Source organism: Lacinutrix neustonica, from assembly GCF_026625145.1.
Lineage (GTDB): Bacteria > Bacteroidota > Bacteroidia > Flavobacteriales > Flavobacteriaceae > Lacinutrix > Lacinutrix neustonica.
In genome coordinates, this window is record NZ_CP113088.1 from 3,032,578 (window position 1) to 3,050,486 (window position 17,909).

Genomic DNA, 17,909 nt, shown 5'->3' on the forward strand with positions numbered 1-17,909 from the left:
AATATAGTAAGAATATGGAAAATAAAAAAGAAATGAGAAACTGGTTGGATGCTATGAATTTAGAGCATCCATTAGTCATTGCTGGGCCTTGTAGTGCTGAGACAGAAGAACAAGTGTTGAGGATAGCGCATGAGCTAAAAGATACAGATGTAAGTTATTTTAGAGCTGGGATTTGGAAGCCTAGAACGCGTCCAGGCATGTTTGAAGGTGTTGGAGCTTTAGGTTTGAACTGGCTTAAGAAAGTAAAGGCTGAAACTGGAATGAAAACCTGTACGGAGGTGGCCAATGCAGCCCATGTTAAACTGGCCATAGAAAATGATGTCGATTTACTTTGGATTGGAGCGCGCTCAACCGTGAGTCCATTTATTATGCAGGAATTAGCAGATGCTTTAGCGGGAACAGATAAAATTGTACTGGTTAAAAATCCAGTAAATCCAGATTTAGCATTATGGTTAGGTGGTATTGAACGCTTATATACTGCGGGCATTAAAAATTTAGGGGCGATACATAGGGGGTTTTCAACCTACGAAAAAACCAAGTATAGAAACATTCCGAGAATGGCAAATAGCCATCGAATTCCAAAATAGATTTCCCGATTTACCGTTAATTAATGATCCGTCACACATTACAGGAAAACGCGATATGGTTTTTGACGTGTCTCAAACAGCCTTAGATCTTAATTTTGATGGCTTGATGGTAGAAACGCATTTCGATCCGGATAATGCGTGGAGTGATGCCGCGCAACAAGTGACTCCAGCAACTTTGATCCAAATGATGAAGGATTTAAAAATTAGAAAAGAAAGTGACCCGGAAGCAGAATATAATAGTGAGCTAGCTAACTTAAGAGCCCAAATAGACGTTGTAGATAATCAAGTGATTGAATTATTAGGCAAGCGTATGAAAGTTGCAGACGGTATTGGAGCCCTTAAAAAAGAGAAAAACGTGGCCGTTTTACAAAGTAAACGATGGAATGAAATTTTGGGTAAAATGGTGTTAGAAGGAGAAACCAAGGGATTGAGTGAAGAGTTTATTTTAAAATTGTTTAAAGCCATTCACCAAGAGTCTATTAATCATCAGGAAAAGGTGATAAAAGGCTAAAATAAAAAAAAGCCTCTTTTACTAAAAGAGGCTTTTTTTATTTACTTAGTATAAGATAATCTTCTCGATGCTTTTCTCATTAATACATTAACCAAGTCCTCCGGACTACTTCCAATACTTCCACGTACTTTTTTGTTGTAATTCCAAAGTAAAAGACCATCAGTATTATTGTTAATATTCATGTTCACTATAGCATTGTTAGTACTTCCCCGGAAGCCTATAAGTAACCCAAGCGCTACAGATGCCCCTTCAGACATAGGTTTGTTAGTTTCAAATGTTCCTGTTATTACAGCATCAACACCTAGTATTTTTGCTAAATCTTCAGGTAATTGATCTTCTATATTTTCGTATGTTATTCGCATTTTTTTAATAGCGCATTGGTCCTGTTTGGTTCTTGTACATCAATACTAAGCGTTCCTCTTTTTTTCTTTTCAAAAACCATGAATGCATACCTAATTGTAGCCCAAGGGATTCGTTGTTTTCTAATTGAACATGTTGTTCTTCGCTGATATCCTTCATTTGTTTAGGGCGCAATTTTACTTGTGTTTTAAAAGGGATGATGGCAATGGTTTTGTGATTTTTAGATATGCTATCAAATTTAGGGTGTTCATATAAATGCGTTTGAGCCATAGCAGTTGATAATGTTCCTAAAAGAATAGCGAAAAGTAAAATTTTTTTCATAATTTATGTTTAGTTAAAATTTCGATTCAAATATACCTTTTTCATTAAAATAATATGTGCTAACACCAATATACAGGTCTAATAGTTATTTAATTTGTTGCATTAATTATTAAGAATAGTCATCTTTGTATTAATGACAGGACTAGTATATAAATCTACAGGAAGTTGGTACACGGTTAAAACCGAGTTAGGAACTACTTACGAATGCCGTATAAAAGGAAAATTCCGTTTACAGGACATAAAAAGCACCAATCCCATTGCGGTTGGAGACTATGTCGATTTTGAATTAGACACCAAGAGTGATGAAGAAACGGGTGTTATTTCTAAAATTCATGATCGCAAAAATTATATTGTTCGCAAATCGGTAAACCTGTCTAAGCAAACACATATTATAGCCTCAAACATCGATCAGGTATTTTTATTGGTAACAATAGACAACCCGCCAACCTTTACTAGTTTTATAGATCGGTTTTTAGTGACTGCCGAGGCCTATGCTATAAAAGCCATTTTATTGTTTAATAAAATGGATGCCTATAACGAAGATACCACATTAGAAGTTAAATATTTAGCACATGTATATCGAGAAATTGGGTATGAGTGTCTAGAAATCTCAGCTGCAACGGGACAAAATATCGAAAAAGTAAAAGCGTTAATGGTTGGCAAAGTAAGTATGTTTACGGGGCATTCAGGTGTTGGTAAATCGACTTTAGTCAATGCCATAGAACCCACTTTAGACTTAAAAACAAAGGCCATTTCAACACAACACATGCAAGGACAGCATACAACGACTTTTGCGGAAATGTTCGATTTAAGCTTTAATGCAAAAATTATCGATACACCAGGTATTAAAGGGTTTGGAGTTGTAGATATGGAAAAGGAAGAAATTAGTGATTATTTTCCTGAATTTTTCAAATTAAAACAAGACTGTAAATTCAATAATTGCTTACATATCGAAGAGCCTAAATGTGCTGTGAAGGACGCCTTAGAAAAGGATGAAATCTCAGCGTCTCGCTATAGAAGTTATGTGCAAATTATAGAGGGAGATGACCAACATTATAGAACCGATATCCGGAATCAAGAATAAATGCGAGTCGTTATTCAAAGAGTTTCGAAGGCAAAGGTTACTATTGAAGACAATACAGTAGCCGCCATTAGAAATGGCTTACTTGTTTTATTAGGCATCGTTTCTGAAGACACGCAAGAAGATGTTAATTGGCTCGTTAACAAAATAGTAAACCTTCGTATTTTTCCCGATGCTAAAGGCATCATGAATGAATCCTTAATGGCGACACACGGTGAGATGCTAGTAGTGAGCCAATTTACTTTACATGCCAGCACTAAGAAGGGCAATAGACCAAGCTATATCAAAGCAGCAAAACCTGAAATTGCTATTCCTTTATATGAAGCTTTCATTAAATCTTCCGAGACTATTTTAGATAAAACAGTGCAAACTGGACAATTTGGAGCAGACATGAAAGTGGAATTAGTGAATGATGGCCCTGTGACGATCATTATCGATTCTAAAGACAGGGCTTAAAAATATATATTTTCACCATTTTTCGTTCCATAAGTTTTATATTTGAGACCCTAAATTATTCTAATGCGCCCCAATTTAAAACTCAGTATTGTTTTTGTACTATTTTCATTTACCAGTTTCTCACAAAATTATTTGTCATCATTAACTTTAAAAAAAGAGCTTACTAAAGATGCTAATGCTGTAGTCCGGCTAAATGATGTTGAAATTAATATTTTGTCTCACGATAAAATGAATATTAAAAAGCACAGGGTGGTCACGGTACTCAATAAGAATGGAGAACGTTATATCGACGCTAACATAAGGTATGATAAATCTGTTAATATTAAAAAATTAGAAGCTGTTGTGTTTAATCACTTAGGTGAAGAAATTAAAAAGTTCAGGAAAAACGATTTTGAAGATATAAGTGTTTACGATGGCGTGTCAATATTTAACGATGATAGAACTAAATATATAAGTTACACGGCGACCCAGTATCCTTATACAATTGAGTATTTTGAGGAAACAGAGCAATCTACTACAGCATTCATTCAACAGTGGTATCCTTTAGAGGACTATTATGTAAGTACAGAAACTTCCAGTATTCAAGTTAACAATACGTCCGGTGTTGTTCTTGTTTCAAAAACGTCAAGGTTTGATGGTTTTAATATTTCGAAACATTCAGAATTTCATTTTTCAGCAGAAAATATCCCAGCCATAAAATATGAACAATACGCACCGTCATTTATTTCTTTTGCTCCTAATCTTAAGTTTGCCTTGCAGGAGTTTGATATGAAAGGGATGAAAGGGGTTAACACGAGTTGGAAAGATTTTGGAAAATGGGTAGGAGAAGCACTTATTAATGATACCCAAAAACTACCTGAAGCTGTCATTGAAGCAGTACAAACACTAACTGCAGATGCTAAAACAGATTATGAAAAAGCAAAGATTGTTTATCAGTTTATGCAAAATAAAACGCGCTATATAAGTGTTCAAGTTGGTATTGGTGGTTGGAAGCCTATGCTCGCTGAGGACGTTGATAGACTGGGATATGGAGATTGTAAGGCGTTGTCAAATTATACAAAATCATTGCTTAAAGCTGTTGGTGTAGAGTCTTATTATACGTTGATTTATGGAGGGCGCGACATAAAAAATATTGATAGAGATTTCTCTTCTCAACAAGGTAATCATGCTATTTTAGCGCTTCCAGTTCAAGGCGATTTGATCTTTCTAGAATGTACAAGTCAAACAGATCCTTTCGGTTACATTGCAAATTTCACAGATGATCGGGATGTATTAATAATAAAACCTGAAGGAGGCGAGATTGTGCATACTACAGCCTATGAAACCAAAGATAATTTGCAAAGTACAAAAGCAGCCGTTTTTTTAGATGAATTCGGGGATTTTGAGGCTGAAATTACTATAACATCTAAAGGGACTCAGTACGCCTATCATAGATCACAAATTGAAAACGAAACTAAAAAAAATCAAAAGCTACATTACAAAAATTACCTTGATAATATCAATAATCTGAGTGTAAGTTCCATGAATTTTGAAAATGATAAGGATGAAATTGTTTTCAAAGAAAGCCTTGCCTTATCAGCAACTAAATATGGTGCAAAAGCGGGGACTAGGTTATTGTTAAACCCTAATATGTTTAATAGAAAAACAAAAGTACCACCAAGATATCCAGATCGTCATTTAGGTATTGAAATAGATAGGGGTTATACAGATATAGATGAGTATGAATTAACATTATCTAACAGGCTTAGCATAGATGCGTTACAGGATAATGTTTCTATTAAAAATAAATTTGGAGAGTATACCACCTCTTTTGAAAAGATTTCAGAGCACGTTTTTATATATAAAAGGAAGCTTATTATTAATAAAGGGTATTATGCTAAAGATGATTATAAGGCATTTAGAACGTTTAATTCCCAAATCGTAAAAAACGACAATTCTAAGATAGTACTAAAACAACTGTAACCTAATGAAGAAGAGTATTATAATTTTATTACTGGGACTCGCGTCAGCCAGTAACGCACAAGATTTTAAATTTGGTAAAGTAAGTAAAGAAGAACTACAAGAAAAGGCTCATTACAAAACACTAGAAACCAATGCAGCTGTATTGTTTAAAAAACAATATACTAATTTTAGATTTTCTCAGAGTGATGGATTTACTCAAGAAACTAAGGTTCATGAGCGTATAAAAATATATAATAAAGAGGGTTATGAATGGGCAACCAAGCGTATAAAATTATACGATGAAAGTAATGCTAAAAGTGAAAGGTTGTCAGGTCTTAAAGGTTATACTTATACGCTTCTCAATGGTAAAATAGAAAAAACCAAACTAAGAAAGGAAAACATTTTTGAAGAAAAATCTAATAAGTACTGGAGTACTTCGACATTTACCATGCCAGGACTAACAGAGGGTTGTATTGTTGAATTTGAGTATGTTATAGAGACTCCTTTTTTAGAAATTGAGGATGTTATTCTTCAATATACGATTCCTATTAACAATTTAGAAGTAGATATTGTTACCCCGTAATATTATAATTACAATAAAATCGTAAATCCTAAAGCATCATTTTTGCCTAATATAGAAGAATCCAAAAGAAATAGAAGTGTCAGTATTAGTAACAAGAGAAAATTTGAAGCTAAAGTGCCTCAAACATCAAATAACGCTACAGATTTAAATTTTAAAGAAAATATTGTAAAGGTTTATATGCAAGATATACCTGCATTATTAGAAGAACCCTATACAAGTAATATCGGTAATTACAGGTCAAAAATAGCTTTTGAGTACGCGTTTTATAGAGGTCCAGATTTAGCGGTTAAGAGTTACGCCACTACTTGGGAAAAAGTAACCGAAAATATTTATAGAAATGAAGATTTTGGAGGTCAATTAAATAAAAATAATTATTATGAAGCAGATCTCGATAGACTGTTAGTGAACGCAACATCAGATAAAGAAACCATTCAACTGATTTTCGATTTTGTAAAGTCGAAGGTTAAATGGAATGATTATATAGGATATACTTCGGAGAATGGAGTTAAAAAAGCATACAAAGAGGGCGTTGGAAATATCGCAGACATCAATTTAATGCTAATATCCATGTTAAGACACGCAAAAATTAATGCAAATCCTGTCTTGATTAGTACCGGAAATAATGGAATTCCACTTTTTCCAACACAATCTGGTTTTAACTATGTAATATGTGCCGTTCAACTTGATCAAAGTATTTTGCTGTTGGATGCTTCGCACGAGAATGCAAAGGAAAATATTTTACCCAAAAGAGTTTTAAACTGGCAAGGACGCTTAATTCGGGAAGATGGTACATCAGACTGGATCAATTTAAATCCTGAAAGCCCATCTCAGGAAATGATCATGCTTAACTATGTTTTGGATAGTGAATGGAATATAGAAGGTAAAATTCACAAGAGGTTAACAGAATACTTAGCGTTGGATTACAGAGATGAAAATAAAGGCGCTACTAGCGAAACACAAATCAGGAAATTAGAAGAAAATAAAGGAAATATTGAGATATTAAATATAGAATTAAAAGACGAAAACAATATAAATAAACCTATTGTCTATAATTATGATTTTAAATTGAAGAATGGTGTAGATGAAATTGGAGGTAAATTATATCTATCGCCTTTATTATTTTTAAATAAGGAAGAAAACCCTTTTAAACAGGACTCAAGACTCTACCCTATTGATTTTATATATCCCATAGCAAATAAGTATATTGTAAATATAGAACTTCCTGATGGCTATGCTGTAGAATCAATGCCGGAAAATATAAAAGTTGAGTTAAATGTATACGATGGAAAATTCTCTTATCTCATACGTGAAAATGAAAATAATTTGCAGTTGACTGTTGAATTTGTTTTAAATAAAACGTTTGTATTACCTTCTGAGTACAATCAATTTAAAGAATTTTTTGCTTTGTCTTTTGAAAAGCAATCTGAGCAAATAGTACTTGCTAGAAAACAGCAAAATTAGTAATGGCATCACTCTTCGGGCATGGTTTGTTAGGTTACACGCTCTCTAAAATAGCAGAGAGGAACTCTAATAAGCTATTAGTGATTCTCGCAATAGGCTCTGCTATTTTACCGAGATATAGATGTGTTGGCTTTTAACTTAGAGATTCCCTATTCGCATCCGTTTGGGCATCGCGGGTTTACGCATTCTGTCCTCTTCGCTCTATTGTGGGCTGGTCTATTAGCACTATTGGTAGGTAAGAGTAGAAAGTATTTGTTTTTTATCACTGTCTTTTCTGCAACCGTTTCGCATGGTATTCTCGATGCTTTAACGACTGGAGGGCTTGGTGTTGGTTTTTTCATTCCCTTTAACATGGAGCGTTTCTTTTTTCCGTTTCGGCCAATCAAAGTATCTCCAATCGGTGTTAGTAAATTTTTTTCAGAATGGGGTTTTCAAGTGATTATTAGCGAATTAAAATATATTGCTATTCCATGCGTCTTGGTTTTACTATTTTTGTACCTCTTAAAGCCAAAAGAATGAACATACAAAACGCACAACAAGACGTCGATAACTGGATAAAAACACATGGTGTTCGTTATTTTAATGAACTGACCAATATGGCGCAACTCACGGAGGAAGTTGGAGAAGTGGCTAGAATTATTGCACGGCGTTATGGCGAACAAAGTGAAAAAGAAAGTGATAAAAACAAAGATCTGGGGGAAGAACTGGCAGATGTGATGTTTGTCGTTCTGTGTTTGGCCAATCAAACGGGCATAGATTTGCAAGAAGCCTTTGATAAAAAGTTGGACTTTAAAACGAAACGGGATCACGACAGACACCAAAATAACGAAAAACTCAAATAGATTAGATATAGTTTTAGAAAACGGTAATCTTTCCCTTATGAATTTACATCTCAATAAATCAACCATAAAGTCACATTCAGAACTTCAAATCACTGGCTCAAAAAGTGAATCCAACCGTTTGTTATTATTGCAAGCACTTTTTCCTGACATAGAAATTAAAAACGTTTCTAATAGCGATGATTCGCAGTTAATGACTAAAGCACTAGCTTCAAAAAGTGAGGTTATCGATATTCATCACGCAGGAACAGCGATGCGTTTTTTAACGGCCTTTTTTGCAACACAAGACGGTAGAACACTGGAATTAACGGGGTCAAAACGCATGAAAGAGCGGCCCATAAAAATTTTGGTGGATGCTTTAAATCAGTTGGGAGCCGAAATAAGTTACAAAGAGAAGGACGGTTTTCCGCCCTTAATCATAAAAGGCAAAAAGATTACAAAAAATCAAGTGGCCTTGGAAGCCAATGTAAGTAGTCAATATATTTCTGCCTTATTGCTTATCGCTTCAACATTAGAAAATGGGTTGGAATTAACTTTGAAAGGTAAAATTACCTCAGTGCCCTATATAAACATGACATTAGGTTTGTTAAATGCGATTGGCGTAGAAACTGTATTTGAAAATAATACGATTTTTGTACTAGCGAATGGAAGACAACCAACAGTCAAGAGTCATTTAACCGTGGAGTCCGATTGGTCTTCTGCTTCGTATTATTACAGTATTATAGCGCTTTCAAATGTAGGAACCACGGTGACATTGTCTGCTTATAAAAAAGACAGTTTGCAAGGTGATGCGGCATTATCAAATATTTATAAGTCCTTTGGAGTTTATACTACTTTCGACAACCACTCAGTAACGCTGTGTAAATCAAAAGTTGTAAGCCCAGGAGGTTAAAATTGCTTTCGATTTATCAAATTCACCAGATATTGCACAAACAATAGCGGTTTCAGCCTTTGCTTTGGGTTTAGAATGTGATTTAACAGGCTTACACACCTTAAAAATAAAAGAAACAGATAGACTAGTAGCATTAAAAACTGAAATTGAAAAATTAGGGGGTGACGTTAATATTACAAGCGACACACTTCGACTTTCGGGATCAAAAGAAATAAACAAAAACGTAACTATCGCGACCTATAACGACCATAGAATGGCGATGGCTTTTGCGCCATTGGCTCTAAGAGTGCCATTGGAAATCGAAGCAGCAGAAGTGGTTTCAAAATCGTATCCCACTTTTTGGGACGATTTAAAAGCCATTGGGTTTCAGATTAATGAGAAATACATTTAGTAGGCCTTATTTTGAATTAAATTCAGATATAGAAATGGCTACGGTCTGCTTTTATATTGAGATGTTTATAAAATAGTAGCGAAGGTTATCCATTATTTTTACATTTTATGGCGTATAATAAATAATAATCAGTCATTTACTTGACAAGGCCTATCTCGAGATTGTATATTTGTAGCTTTCAAAATAAGATATGATAGACGTAAAAATGAAATTATCGCACTTCAACTTCGAATTGCCTGAGGAATTATTGGCAGAGTATCCAGCCGAAAACAGAGATGAGTCTCGATTAATGGTTTTAAACCGTAAAGAACAAACCATCGAACATAAAATGTTTAAAGACATCATTGATTATTTTGATGAAAAAGATGTCATGATTCTTAATGACACAAAGGTTTTTCCTGCGCGTCTATATGGTAATAAAGAAAAAACAGGAGCAAGAATCGAAGTATTCTTATTACGTGAATTAAACGAAGAACAACGCCTTTGGGATGTTTTAGTAGATCCTGCTCGTAAAATAAGAATTGGAAACAAGCTGTATTTTGGAGATGATGAAACATTAGTAGCCGAAGTGATAGATAATACAACATCACGAGGGAGAACCTTACGTTTTCTATACGATGGTTCTTATAAAGAGTTTCGTACCAAGTTAACGCAACTAGGGGAAACACCATTGCCAAAGTATATTAAGCGAGGCGTAGAAGCAGAAGATGAAGAGCGTTATCAAACTATTTTTGCTAAAAAAGAAGGGGCTGTAGCTGCGCCAACGGCAGGATTACATTTCTCTAAACATTTATTAAAGCGTTTAGAAATTAAAGGTATTGATTTTGCAGAGGTGACCTTACACGTCGGATTAGGAACGTTTAATCCAGTAGAAGTAGAAGATTTATCTAAACATAAAATGGATAGTGAAGAGGTTACCATTGGGCCAAAAGCAGTCGAGCAAATAAATACAGCTTTAAAAGAAAGACGTCGTATTTGTGCTGTAGGTACTACCGCAATGCGTGCGGTAGAAAGCGCTGTGTCTTCAAGCCATACGCTTAATGAAATTGATGGATGGACTAATAAATTCATTTTTCCTCCATATGAATTTAGCATTGCTAACGCCATGATTACTAACTTTCACACGCCAAAATCAACTTTATTGATGATGGCGTCAGCTTTTGCTGGACACGATTTTATTAAACGTGCCTACGAGGAAGCAGTAAAAGAAAAGTATAAATTTTACAGTTATGGAGATGCGATGTTAATTATATAACACGCTATTTAATAGAAGTCTCCCGCTTTGGGTTGCGATATTACTCTAAACTAAAAACCAATTATTAGCCTCAGCTTTTTTAAAGTTGAGGCTTTTTTATTATTCGCAATCCAAAAATCGTAATTCTTTAATGCTTTCACTATTTTTGCATTACAATGGAAATTAATAAAAAAGACATAAGAGCATTAACCAAGGAGCAATTACGCGATTTCTTCGTTAAAGAAGGAGATGAAGCCTTTCGTGGCAATCAGGTTTACGAATGGTTATGGAGTAAAAGCGCACATGCTTTTGAGGATATGACGAATATTTCGAAAGAAACGCGACAAATGCTGGAAGATAATTTTGTGATTAATCACATTAAAGTAGATACCATGCAACGCAGTAGCGATGGGACGGTTAAGAATGCCGTGCGGTTGCATGATGGCTTAATTGTCGAATCTGTTCTAATTCCAACGCCAACACGAACAACAGCTTGTGTTTCCAGCCAGGTGGGTTGTAGTTTAGATTGCTCCTTTTGTGCAACATCACGGTTAAAACGCATGCGAAACTTAAATCCTGATGAAATTTATGATCAGGTTGTAGCTATAGATAACGAGAGTAGGCTTTACTTTAACAGGCCATTGAGTAATATTGTATTTATGGGCATGGGTGAACCACTCATGAACTACAATAACGTGATCAAAGCCATCGATAAAATCACCTCACCGTAAGGCTTAGGCATGTCGCCAAAGCGAATTGTGGTCTCTACTTCGGGTGTTCCAAAGATGATTAAAAAAATGGCAGATGATGAAGTGAAATTTAACTTAGCAGTTTCTTTACATTCAGCAATAGATGAAGTGAGAACGTCTATTATGCCATTTAATGAGACTTTTCCACTTAAAGATTTGCAAGAGGCATTAGAATATTGGTATGAGAAAACTAAAAAGGCCATTACCTATGAATATATAGTGTGGAAAGGTATAAATGATAGCATTAAAGATATAGAGGCCTTAGTGACGTTTTGTAAGTACGTACCTTGTAAAGTCAATATTATTGAGTACAACCCCATTGATGATGGCGCATTTCAACAAGCATCAAGTCAAGCTATAGAAGATTATATTCGTATTTTAGAACGTAATAATATAGTGGTTAACGTACGCAGAAGTCGTGGTAAAGATATCGATGCAGCTTGCGGACAATTGGCAAATAAAAGTTAAAAATTAAATTATCATTTAGTGAAGTTCTATCTTTAGTAACCTGTGAAAATAACCGAACAAATAAAAGAACCCATTGCTTACGAAATGGAGCTTTTCGAACAAAAGTTTCGTTTAGCGATGGCTTCTAAAGTAGCGTTGCTTAATCGTATTACTCATTATATAGTGAATAGAAAAGGCAAGCAAATGCGCCCTATGTTTGTGTTTCTTGTGGCTAAAATGGTTTCAAATGGAGAGGTGTTAGATAGAACCTATCGTGGGGCTTCCGTCATAGAATTGATACACACCGCGACTTTAGTTCACGACGATGTGGTCGACGATAGTAATAAACGTCGTGGTTTCTTTTCTATTAATGCCCTGTGGAAAAACAAAATTGCTGTTCTAATTGGTGATTATTTGTTATCAAAAGGGTTGTTGCTCTCTATAGATAATAATGATTTCGATTTACTAAAAATAATTTCGATTGCCGTTCGCGAGATGAGTGAAGGCGAATTACTTCAAATTGAGAAAGCACGGAAACTTGATATTACGGAGGCTGTTTATTATGAAATCATCAGGCAAAAAACGGCAACACTCATTGCAGCCTGTTGTAGCTTAGGTGCCGCGTCTGTGAAGCCTGATTCAGCAGATGTAGAAACAATGCGTAAGTTTGGAGAGCTCATTGGTATGGCGTTTCAAATAAAAGACGACTTATTCGATTATGGTTCGAAAAGCATTGGAAAGCCTATAGGTATTGATATTAAAGAACAAAAAATGACCTTGCCTTTAATTCATGTACTAAATACATGTACTAAGAAAGAGAAGAAATGGCTCATTAATTCCATTAAAAATCACAATAAAGATAAAAAACGAGTAGCAGAGGTTATTGCTTTTGTTAAAAATAATGGGGGATTGGATTATGCCGTGACTAAAATGAAGACTTTTCAGTCTGAAGCCTTAAAAATACTACAAAGTTACCCGGAATCTAGCTATAAATCTTCCTTAGAATTGATGGTAAATTATGTGATTGAAAGAAAAAAATAACTTTTTTTCAATACGCAGGCAACCTTTTGTATCACTTTTGCGTCTTTATAAATGAAGACTAAAACTAACGACACCTTTTGAAAGTTATCCAATTCTATACTAATGAAACGAGGTTCATTAAACGTGCTCAAAAAAATGACCGTCAGGCACAGCATGTTATTTATGAGTGGCATGCACCCAAAATGTTAAGTGTTTGTCGTTATTATATAAAGGACCTGCAACAAGCAGAGGAAGCGATGCTCAATGGTTTCTTTAAAGTATTCACCAATTTGAAATCATTTAAATCTGAAGGTAGTTTTGAAGGTTGGATAAGACGCATAATGGTAAGGGAAGCGATTTCCTTTCTAAGACAAAAAAAGCAGATCGCATTTGTTTCAGATGACGTAGATGGACATCAAGAATACACTAATAATATTCAAACAGAGATTGAGGTTGAACACATTCAAAACATAATTGATGCCCTACCAGAAGGCTATAAAATAGTCTTTAATATGTATGCTATTGAAGGCTACAAACATCAAGAAATCGCTGAAATATTAAATATCAGTGAGGGGACATCAAAATCCCAATTGTTTAAAGCAAGACAACTGCTGCAAAAACAGGTTAATGAACTAAATACATCGAGTTATGGCACCAATTAAATTTGAAGAAGACTTAAAAGATAGGCTCGAAAAACGAACAATAAATCCCTCAGATAAAACATGGGATGCGTTGTCAAACCGTTTAGATGTTGAAGAGCAAAAAGAAAGTAAAACAGGGTTCCAGTGGTTCGCTATTGCCGCCAGTATTGTGGGATTGCTATGCGTTGTTTACCCTATATTAAAAAAGGACATCACAACCACCCAGCCACCAACTGTTGTTGATATAAATAAAAACAAGACCATGAATACGGAAGATACGGTTATTCTATCACCTGAAATGCTGGAAGAAAATACAACTCCCATTGTAGTCAAAAACGTGATAGAAAGTAACGCAAAACGACCACATGGTGAGGTGAAAAATAAGCCTCAAGACCCTCAAGGAACTGTAGTAAATAAACAAAACCAACAGTTATTGGCTAGTAACCATATAAGTGAAATTGCAGTCCATGAAAGCTTACTTATAGATTCTCAAAGTAACAAAATGGAAGCGGATATTTTGGTGTCAACCCGTAAACAGGATCGTGTTATTATGGGTAGCGAAAATAATATTGATTCTTTACTATCAAGGGCGCGAGAAGATATCGTGTGGAGGGCATTAAATAAAAACACGAACGTACCTATAGACCACAACGAGATACTTCAAGATGTTGAAGACGATTTAGAGGAATCGCTTAGAGATAAATTACTTAAAACGGTACGTAACGGTTACAGTTCTATTAGAGCGGAACTAGCAGAGCGTAACGATTAAAACAATCATCAATTAAAATCAATTATAAACGAATCTCTTTGGGTTTTTCACTATAGAAAAATGTCAAGGAGGCAAAAAACGAACAATTATGCAAACAATTACGAGGTATTTATTAGGGTTAATTTTAAGTTGTTATGTAACGCAAACGGTAGCACAAGACAGTATTCAAGTAAAACAAACAGACAAGCAAATTATTTATTTGGAATCTTTAAAAGCACGCGTTGAAACGGAGGAAAAGGGATTTTTGAAAGAAGAAGTTGAAGCGATTAATAAACGGGTAAATGCAAAAGAAATTACTTATGAAGAAGGCGAAGATTTAAAACAGGAAGTGGCTAAAAAGCGGGCGTTAAATATTGAAAATCGTCAAATAATACTCCAAAATCACATCGATTTAGTTAGACGTAATGGCTATGACGAAGCTATCGGAAATGAAGAGGTTAATAGGATTTCTATCGTAATAGGAGCTGGAAGAAAAGAATTAGGTATTACAGGGAAAAGACATCCCGTAAAATACGACATTCGAACAGGGAATGATTTAGTGATTGCGGCTGGTATAAATAACGCTATTATAGACGGCCGGAGCTTAAGTGATTCTCCGTATAAATTAGGTGGGTCTCGGCTTTTTTGAATTAGGCTGGAATTGGAAAACCGGACTATTTAAAGAATCCAATTTTGCGAGAGTGAAGTATGGTTTTTCTTTCCAGTGGAATAAGTATGATTTAAAGGATAATAAATTTTTTGTGCAAAATGGCAATACGACGACTATAGAAACATTCCCGTCAGATTTAAAACAAGCAAAATTCCGTACTACAAATTTGGTTTTCCCATTGTATTTTGAGTTTGGCCCATCGAAAAAAGTGGAGAAAAAAGATAGAATTCGTTACTATACACAGGATCAATTTAAGTTTGGTATTGGTGGTTATGGCGGAATTAACTTAAGTGCGAAACAAAAACTTTGGTACAAAGAAGATGGAAAGCGTGTGAAACAAAAAATACAACAGGATTATAATGTGAATCCTTTTGTTTATGGTGTGGGAGCTTATGTGGGTGTTGGAGACATTAGTTTGTATGCAAAATATGACTTATCAGAAACCTTTAAAAGCAATACGTTTAAACAAAACAACATCTCTTTGGGTGTGAGAATTGATTTAGATTAAATTCATTCTAATACCGCATTAAAAAGCCTTTTCAATTCCATTTGAAAAGGTTTTTTTGATTAAACCGATGGCATAAGTAAGAGCGTTTTTGACTTCATGTCTTTGAGTGAGATGAAAGCACCTCAATATTTTAGTTTATTTTTCTTAATTGCTTGTGGGAACCATCACAATTAGGCAAACGTTTAGATAAACCACAAACGCAATCATTTAATCCCTTTCCAAGGAGGATTCTTTTCATGTTTTTTTCTATTTCAATCGCTTCTTCAATGTTTTGTTCTATGCCCGGTTTGTGGGCGATAATTTCTGAGCAGTTTCTGAATCGCATGTGTCGAGCGGATGGTCTATTTTTCGTCTGCTGAATGAACTTAGTTTTAGGCCTTATAACAACGCGGTTTTATGAAAAAGAATAGCACAATAGTCCTTAATTTAAGCAAGCTTTTTAAGAGCATACGTATAATACGGGTACATCCACGTATAACTTTTAGACAGTCCGAAGTGATGAAGGTTTTTCGAAGCGTAATCAGTTTCTTTTGTTATTTTTTAAGGCTTTTAAAATAGGTATCAAGGTCTTTATGTGTTATTTAACAAAGCTCTCAAAGGGTGTTTTAGGTGGTAAATACCATAAGTTGCCTAATATTAGGAAATGAACTCAACTAAAGTAATTTATTTAGGTTTTGGTACACGGGTGACCTGGAGTAACGCGAGACCCGGAGCTTCGGCATACAACGTGTTATTTTTAAAATACTGAAATATTGTGACCTTAAAACTTAGTGTGAATCAGGTATTTGTACGCTGTTTTATTGCCTTTAAAACCTGTATATTTATGGTATTCAACAACCAATCAATTTATTTTAAAAAACCACCTTATGAAACCTTTAAATTTAATAGTACTCTTTATCACCTTAACAATAATATATAGTTGTAAGAACGATTTAAAGCAACCAGCAACAAATGCTACCTTATCTGAATATGTAGAGGCTACCGAAGCGATGCCTTCAAACTGTAATGCCCCATCAGAATGGTTTAAACTAGTTGATGGCGTACGTAACACACCACCACCTAATGAAGGGGCTACCAGCGTTTTTGCAAATAATGAAACGGTTACCAATTGTAATTTTCATCAATGGTCTTGGCAAAAATTTTTATGGCTAACCAACGAAGTGAATGGAAGGCCAATGTTTTTAGATAGCCTGATTCAAGTCTCTTCTATCGGTGAGAAATTAGGCCCTAACCAAGCGGTGATTCTAACAGATACCGCACAAGCTAGTAGTACTACAGATATATTGAAGACACCTGTTTTTGCATCGGGAGACCCAGCTTCTACCACAGTATATTATGCTATTTATATGGATGACATTAGTTATAATACGATGATAAAATATGCGCCGCAGGCGGAAGCAGATTCAACGAGCGTAAAAAACATCGCATTTCCTGTTGGTGCTTTAGAACTTAAAACCTCATGGATTGACGTAAAAGGCTTGCAAGATGCATCGACCTATTTTGTAACAGAGGGTTTGATTAATGGTGTGCCAACCCAAGTAGCGCTCTTAGGAATGCATGTTGTAGGTGTGGTGGAAAATCATCCTGAATTCATTTGGGCGACTTTTGAGCACGATGCACTCGCCCCTTATTATGATTGGAGTAAAGCAACACCAACGACTGATGCTCCTATAACGAGCACTACAGACTATCCGCTTTTTAGTAAAAATTCTACGGCAACCGTTAAAAATGTTACTTCAGGCAATGGTATTTATACAGATGTATTTTCTGTCTATAAATATGGAACGCCTGTTGAGATTAAGGGTATTGATAATAAGAATGTACAAGTCTATATGGAAACGAGCCAAAACGGGTCAGAAAATTATAACAATATTCGCACGATTAACAACGATGTAAAAAAACAATTATCAGGAATTTGGAATAATTATTTCTATAATGGCTCTCTATGGATCAATACCGAAGGTTATGAAGGCTTAGAAGCACAAACCGCATTGTTAGACTCTTTAGGAGGTAATCTTCATAATTCAAAAAAAGGAGATTTAGCGCGTGGCTCTGTGGCTGCTTATAATATAACTATGGAAACCTATGTTCAAGTAGGGTTTTCTTCAAATGCGATTCACGAAACGACGGACAGTAACCTTGTTAATTGTTTCTTATGCCATAGTGTATCTCATGATAAAAGAACAACGCCACTTAATATTAGTCATGTTTTTACGGGGTATATAGATAACCTTAATGGCTTGAACAAAACAGAAGTGAAACAAAAGCATGTCGATCTAGTAAGAGCAAAATTAGAGCAATTGGGAAGGAACGAAAACTAGTTAGGTAAAAGGTGGACTACGAAATAGAAATTGGTGAAGATGTTTGCTCTTAGAGACTTAGTCATTAATTCCAATATGTTTTGTAGTCCATTTAATTTCAATACACTTAATTTACTAAGCATTCCATTTGATCTCATATAAATTAGTA

General features: G+C 35.0%; 17 protein-coding genes and 3 pseudogenes. 18 read left to right on the forward strand and 2 right to left on the reverse strand.

The window, feature by feature from the left end:
* Positions 1–14 precede the first annotated feature (14 nt).
* Positions 15–1,098 (forward strand): annotated as a pseudogene (locus N7U66_RS16410) (chorismate mutase).
* Positions 1,099–1,139: 41 nt separating this feature from the next.
* On the opposite strand, the gene N7U66_RS16415 reads toward N7U66_RS16410, so the two are convergent.
* Both N7U66_RS16415 and N7U66_RS16420 read right to left on the reverse strand, forming a co-directional pair.
* On the reverse strand, positions 1,140–1,460 hold the full coding sequence (locus N7U66_RS16415; protein WP_267676144.1) for a hypothetical protein: 321 nt from the start codon (positions 1,458–1,460) through the stop codon (positions 1,140–1,142).
* A 4-nt stretch (positions 1,461–1,464) separates the two neighbouring features.
* Entirely contained in the window at positions 1,465–1,779 is a 315-nt protein-coding gene (locus N7U66_RS16420) for a hypothetical protein (protein ID WP_267676145.1), read from the reverse strand.
* Positions 1,780–1,912: 133 nt separating this feature from the next.
* Here N7U66_RS16420 and rsgA point away from each other — a divergent pair, with 133 nt between their 5' ends.
* From rsgA to N7U66_RS16505, 17 genes and pseudogenes are all read left to right on the forward strand, one after another.
* The gene (gene rsgA / locus N7U66_RS16425) at positions 1,913–2,863 is read left to right on the forward strand and encodes a ribosome small subunit-dependent GTPase A (protein WP_267676146.1); all 951 of its coding nucleotides are present in this window, start codon (positions 1,913–1,915) and stop codon (positions 2,861–2,863) included.
* Complete coding sequence (dtd, locus tag N7U66_RS16430) at positions 2,864–3,316, forward strand: D-aminoacyl-tRNA deacylase (protein WP_267676147.1); 453 nt, start codon at positions 2,864–2,866, stop codon at positions 3,314–3,316.
* Positions 3,317–3,448: 132 nt separating this feature from the next.
* A complete protein-coding gene (locus tag N7U66_RS16435; protein WP_267676148.1) occupies positions 3,449–5,278 on the forward strand; it encodes a DUF3857 domain-containing transglutaminase family protein in 1,830 nt (609 codons plus the stop codon).
* Positions 5,279–5,282: 4 nt separating this feature from the next.
* A complete protein-coding gene (locus N7U66_RS16440; protein WP_267676149.1) occupies positions 5,283–5,840 on the forward strand; it encodes a DUF3857 domain-containing protein in 558 nt (185 codons plus the stop codon).
* 42 nt (positions 5,841–5,882) lie between these two features.
* Positions 5,883–7,301 carry a DUF3858 domain-containing protein gene (locus N7U66_RS16445; RefSeq protein ID WP_267676150.1) on the forward strand — a complete coding sequence of 473 codons (1,419 nt, stop codon included), beginning with the start codon at positions 5,883–5,885 and terminating at the stop codon, positions 7,299–7,301.
* A 2-nt stretch (positions 7,302–7,303) separates the two neighbouring features.
* Entirely contained in the window at positions 7,304–7,438 is a 135-nt protein-coding gene (locus N7U66_RS16450; protein ID WP_267676151.1) for a hypothetical protein, read from the forward strand.
* Positions 7,428–7,820, forward strand: a complete 393-nt coding sequence (locus N7U66_RS16455) for a metal-dependent hydrolase (RefSeq protein ID WP_267676152.1) — start codon at positions 7,428–7,430, stop codon at positions 7,818–7,820. The genes N7U66_RS16450 and N7U66_RS16455 overlap by 11 nt, the downstream gene beginning before the upstream one ends.
* The gene (locus tag N7U66_RS16460) at positions 7,817–8,143 is read left to right on the forward strand and encodes a nucleotide pyrophosphohydrolase (protein ID WP_267676153.1); all 327 of its coding nucleotides are present in this window, start codon (positions 7,817–7,819) and stop codon (positions 8,141–8,143) included. The genes N7U66_RS16455 and N7U66_RS16460 overlap by 4 nt, the downstream gene beginning before the upstream one ends.
* A 37-nt stretch (positions 8,144–8,180) precedes the next feature.
* A pseudogene (locus tag N7U66_RS16465) lies at positions 8,181–9,423 on the forward strand (3-phosphoshikimate 1-carboxyvinyltransferase).
* Positions 9,424–9,628: 205 nt separating this feature from the next.
* On the forward strand, positions 9,629–10,678 hold the full coding sequence (queA, locus tag N7U66_RS16470; protein WP_267678547.1) for a tRNA preQ1(34) S-adenosylmethionine ribosyltransferase-isomerase QueA: 1,050 nt from the start codon (positions 9,629–9,631) through the stop codon (positions 10,676–10,678).
* Between the two features lie 155 nt (positions 10,679–10,833).
* Positions 10,834–11,874: pseudogene (gene rlmN / locus N7U66_RS16475) on the forward strand (23S rRNA (adenine(2503)-C(2))-methyltransferase RlmN).
* 42 nt (positions 11,875–11,916) lie between these two features.
* A complete protein-coding gene (locus N7U66_RS16480) occupies positions 11,917–12,894 on the forward strand; it encodes a polyprenyl synthetase family protein (protein ID WP_267676154.1) in 978 nt (325 codons plus the stop codon).
* A gap of 77 nt (positions 12,895–12,971) precedes the next feature.
* Complete coding sequence (locus N7U66_RS16485; protein WP_267676155.1) at positions 12,972–13,535, forward strand: RNA polymerase sigma factor; 564 nt, start codon at positions 12,972–12,974, stop codon at positions 13,533–13,535.
* Complete coding sequence (locus N7U66_RS16490; RefSeq protein WP_267676156.1) at positions 13,522–14,283, forward strand: hypothetical protein; 762 nt, start codon at positions 13,522–13,524, stop codon at positions 14,281–14,283. Before N7U66_RS16485 ends, N7U66_RS16490 begins: the two co-directional genes overlap by 14 nt.
* A gap of 88 nt (positions 14,284–14,371) precedes the next feature.
* A complete protein-coding gene (locus tag N7U66_RS16495) occupies positions 14,372–14,911 on the forward strand; it encodes a hypothetical protein (protein ID WP_267676157.1) in 540 nt (179 codons plus the stop codon).
* Positions 14,892–15,440: a hypothetical protein gene (locus N7U66_RS16500; RefSeq protein ID WP_267676158.1), complete on the forward strand. Its 549-nt coding sequence runs from the start codon at positions 14,892–14,894 to the stop codon at positions 15,438–15,440. The genes N7U66_RS16495 and N7U66_RS16500 overlap by 20 nt, the downstream gene beginning before the upstream one ends.
* 866 nt (positions 15,441–16,306) lie before the next feature.
* On the forward strand, positions 16,307–17,761 hold the full coding sequence (locus N7U66_RS16505) for a hypothetical protein (RefSeq protein ID WP_267676159.1): 1,455 nt from the start codon (positions 16,307–16,309) through the stop codon (positions 17,759–17,761).
* Positions 17,762–17,909 lie beyond the last annotated feature (148 nt).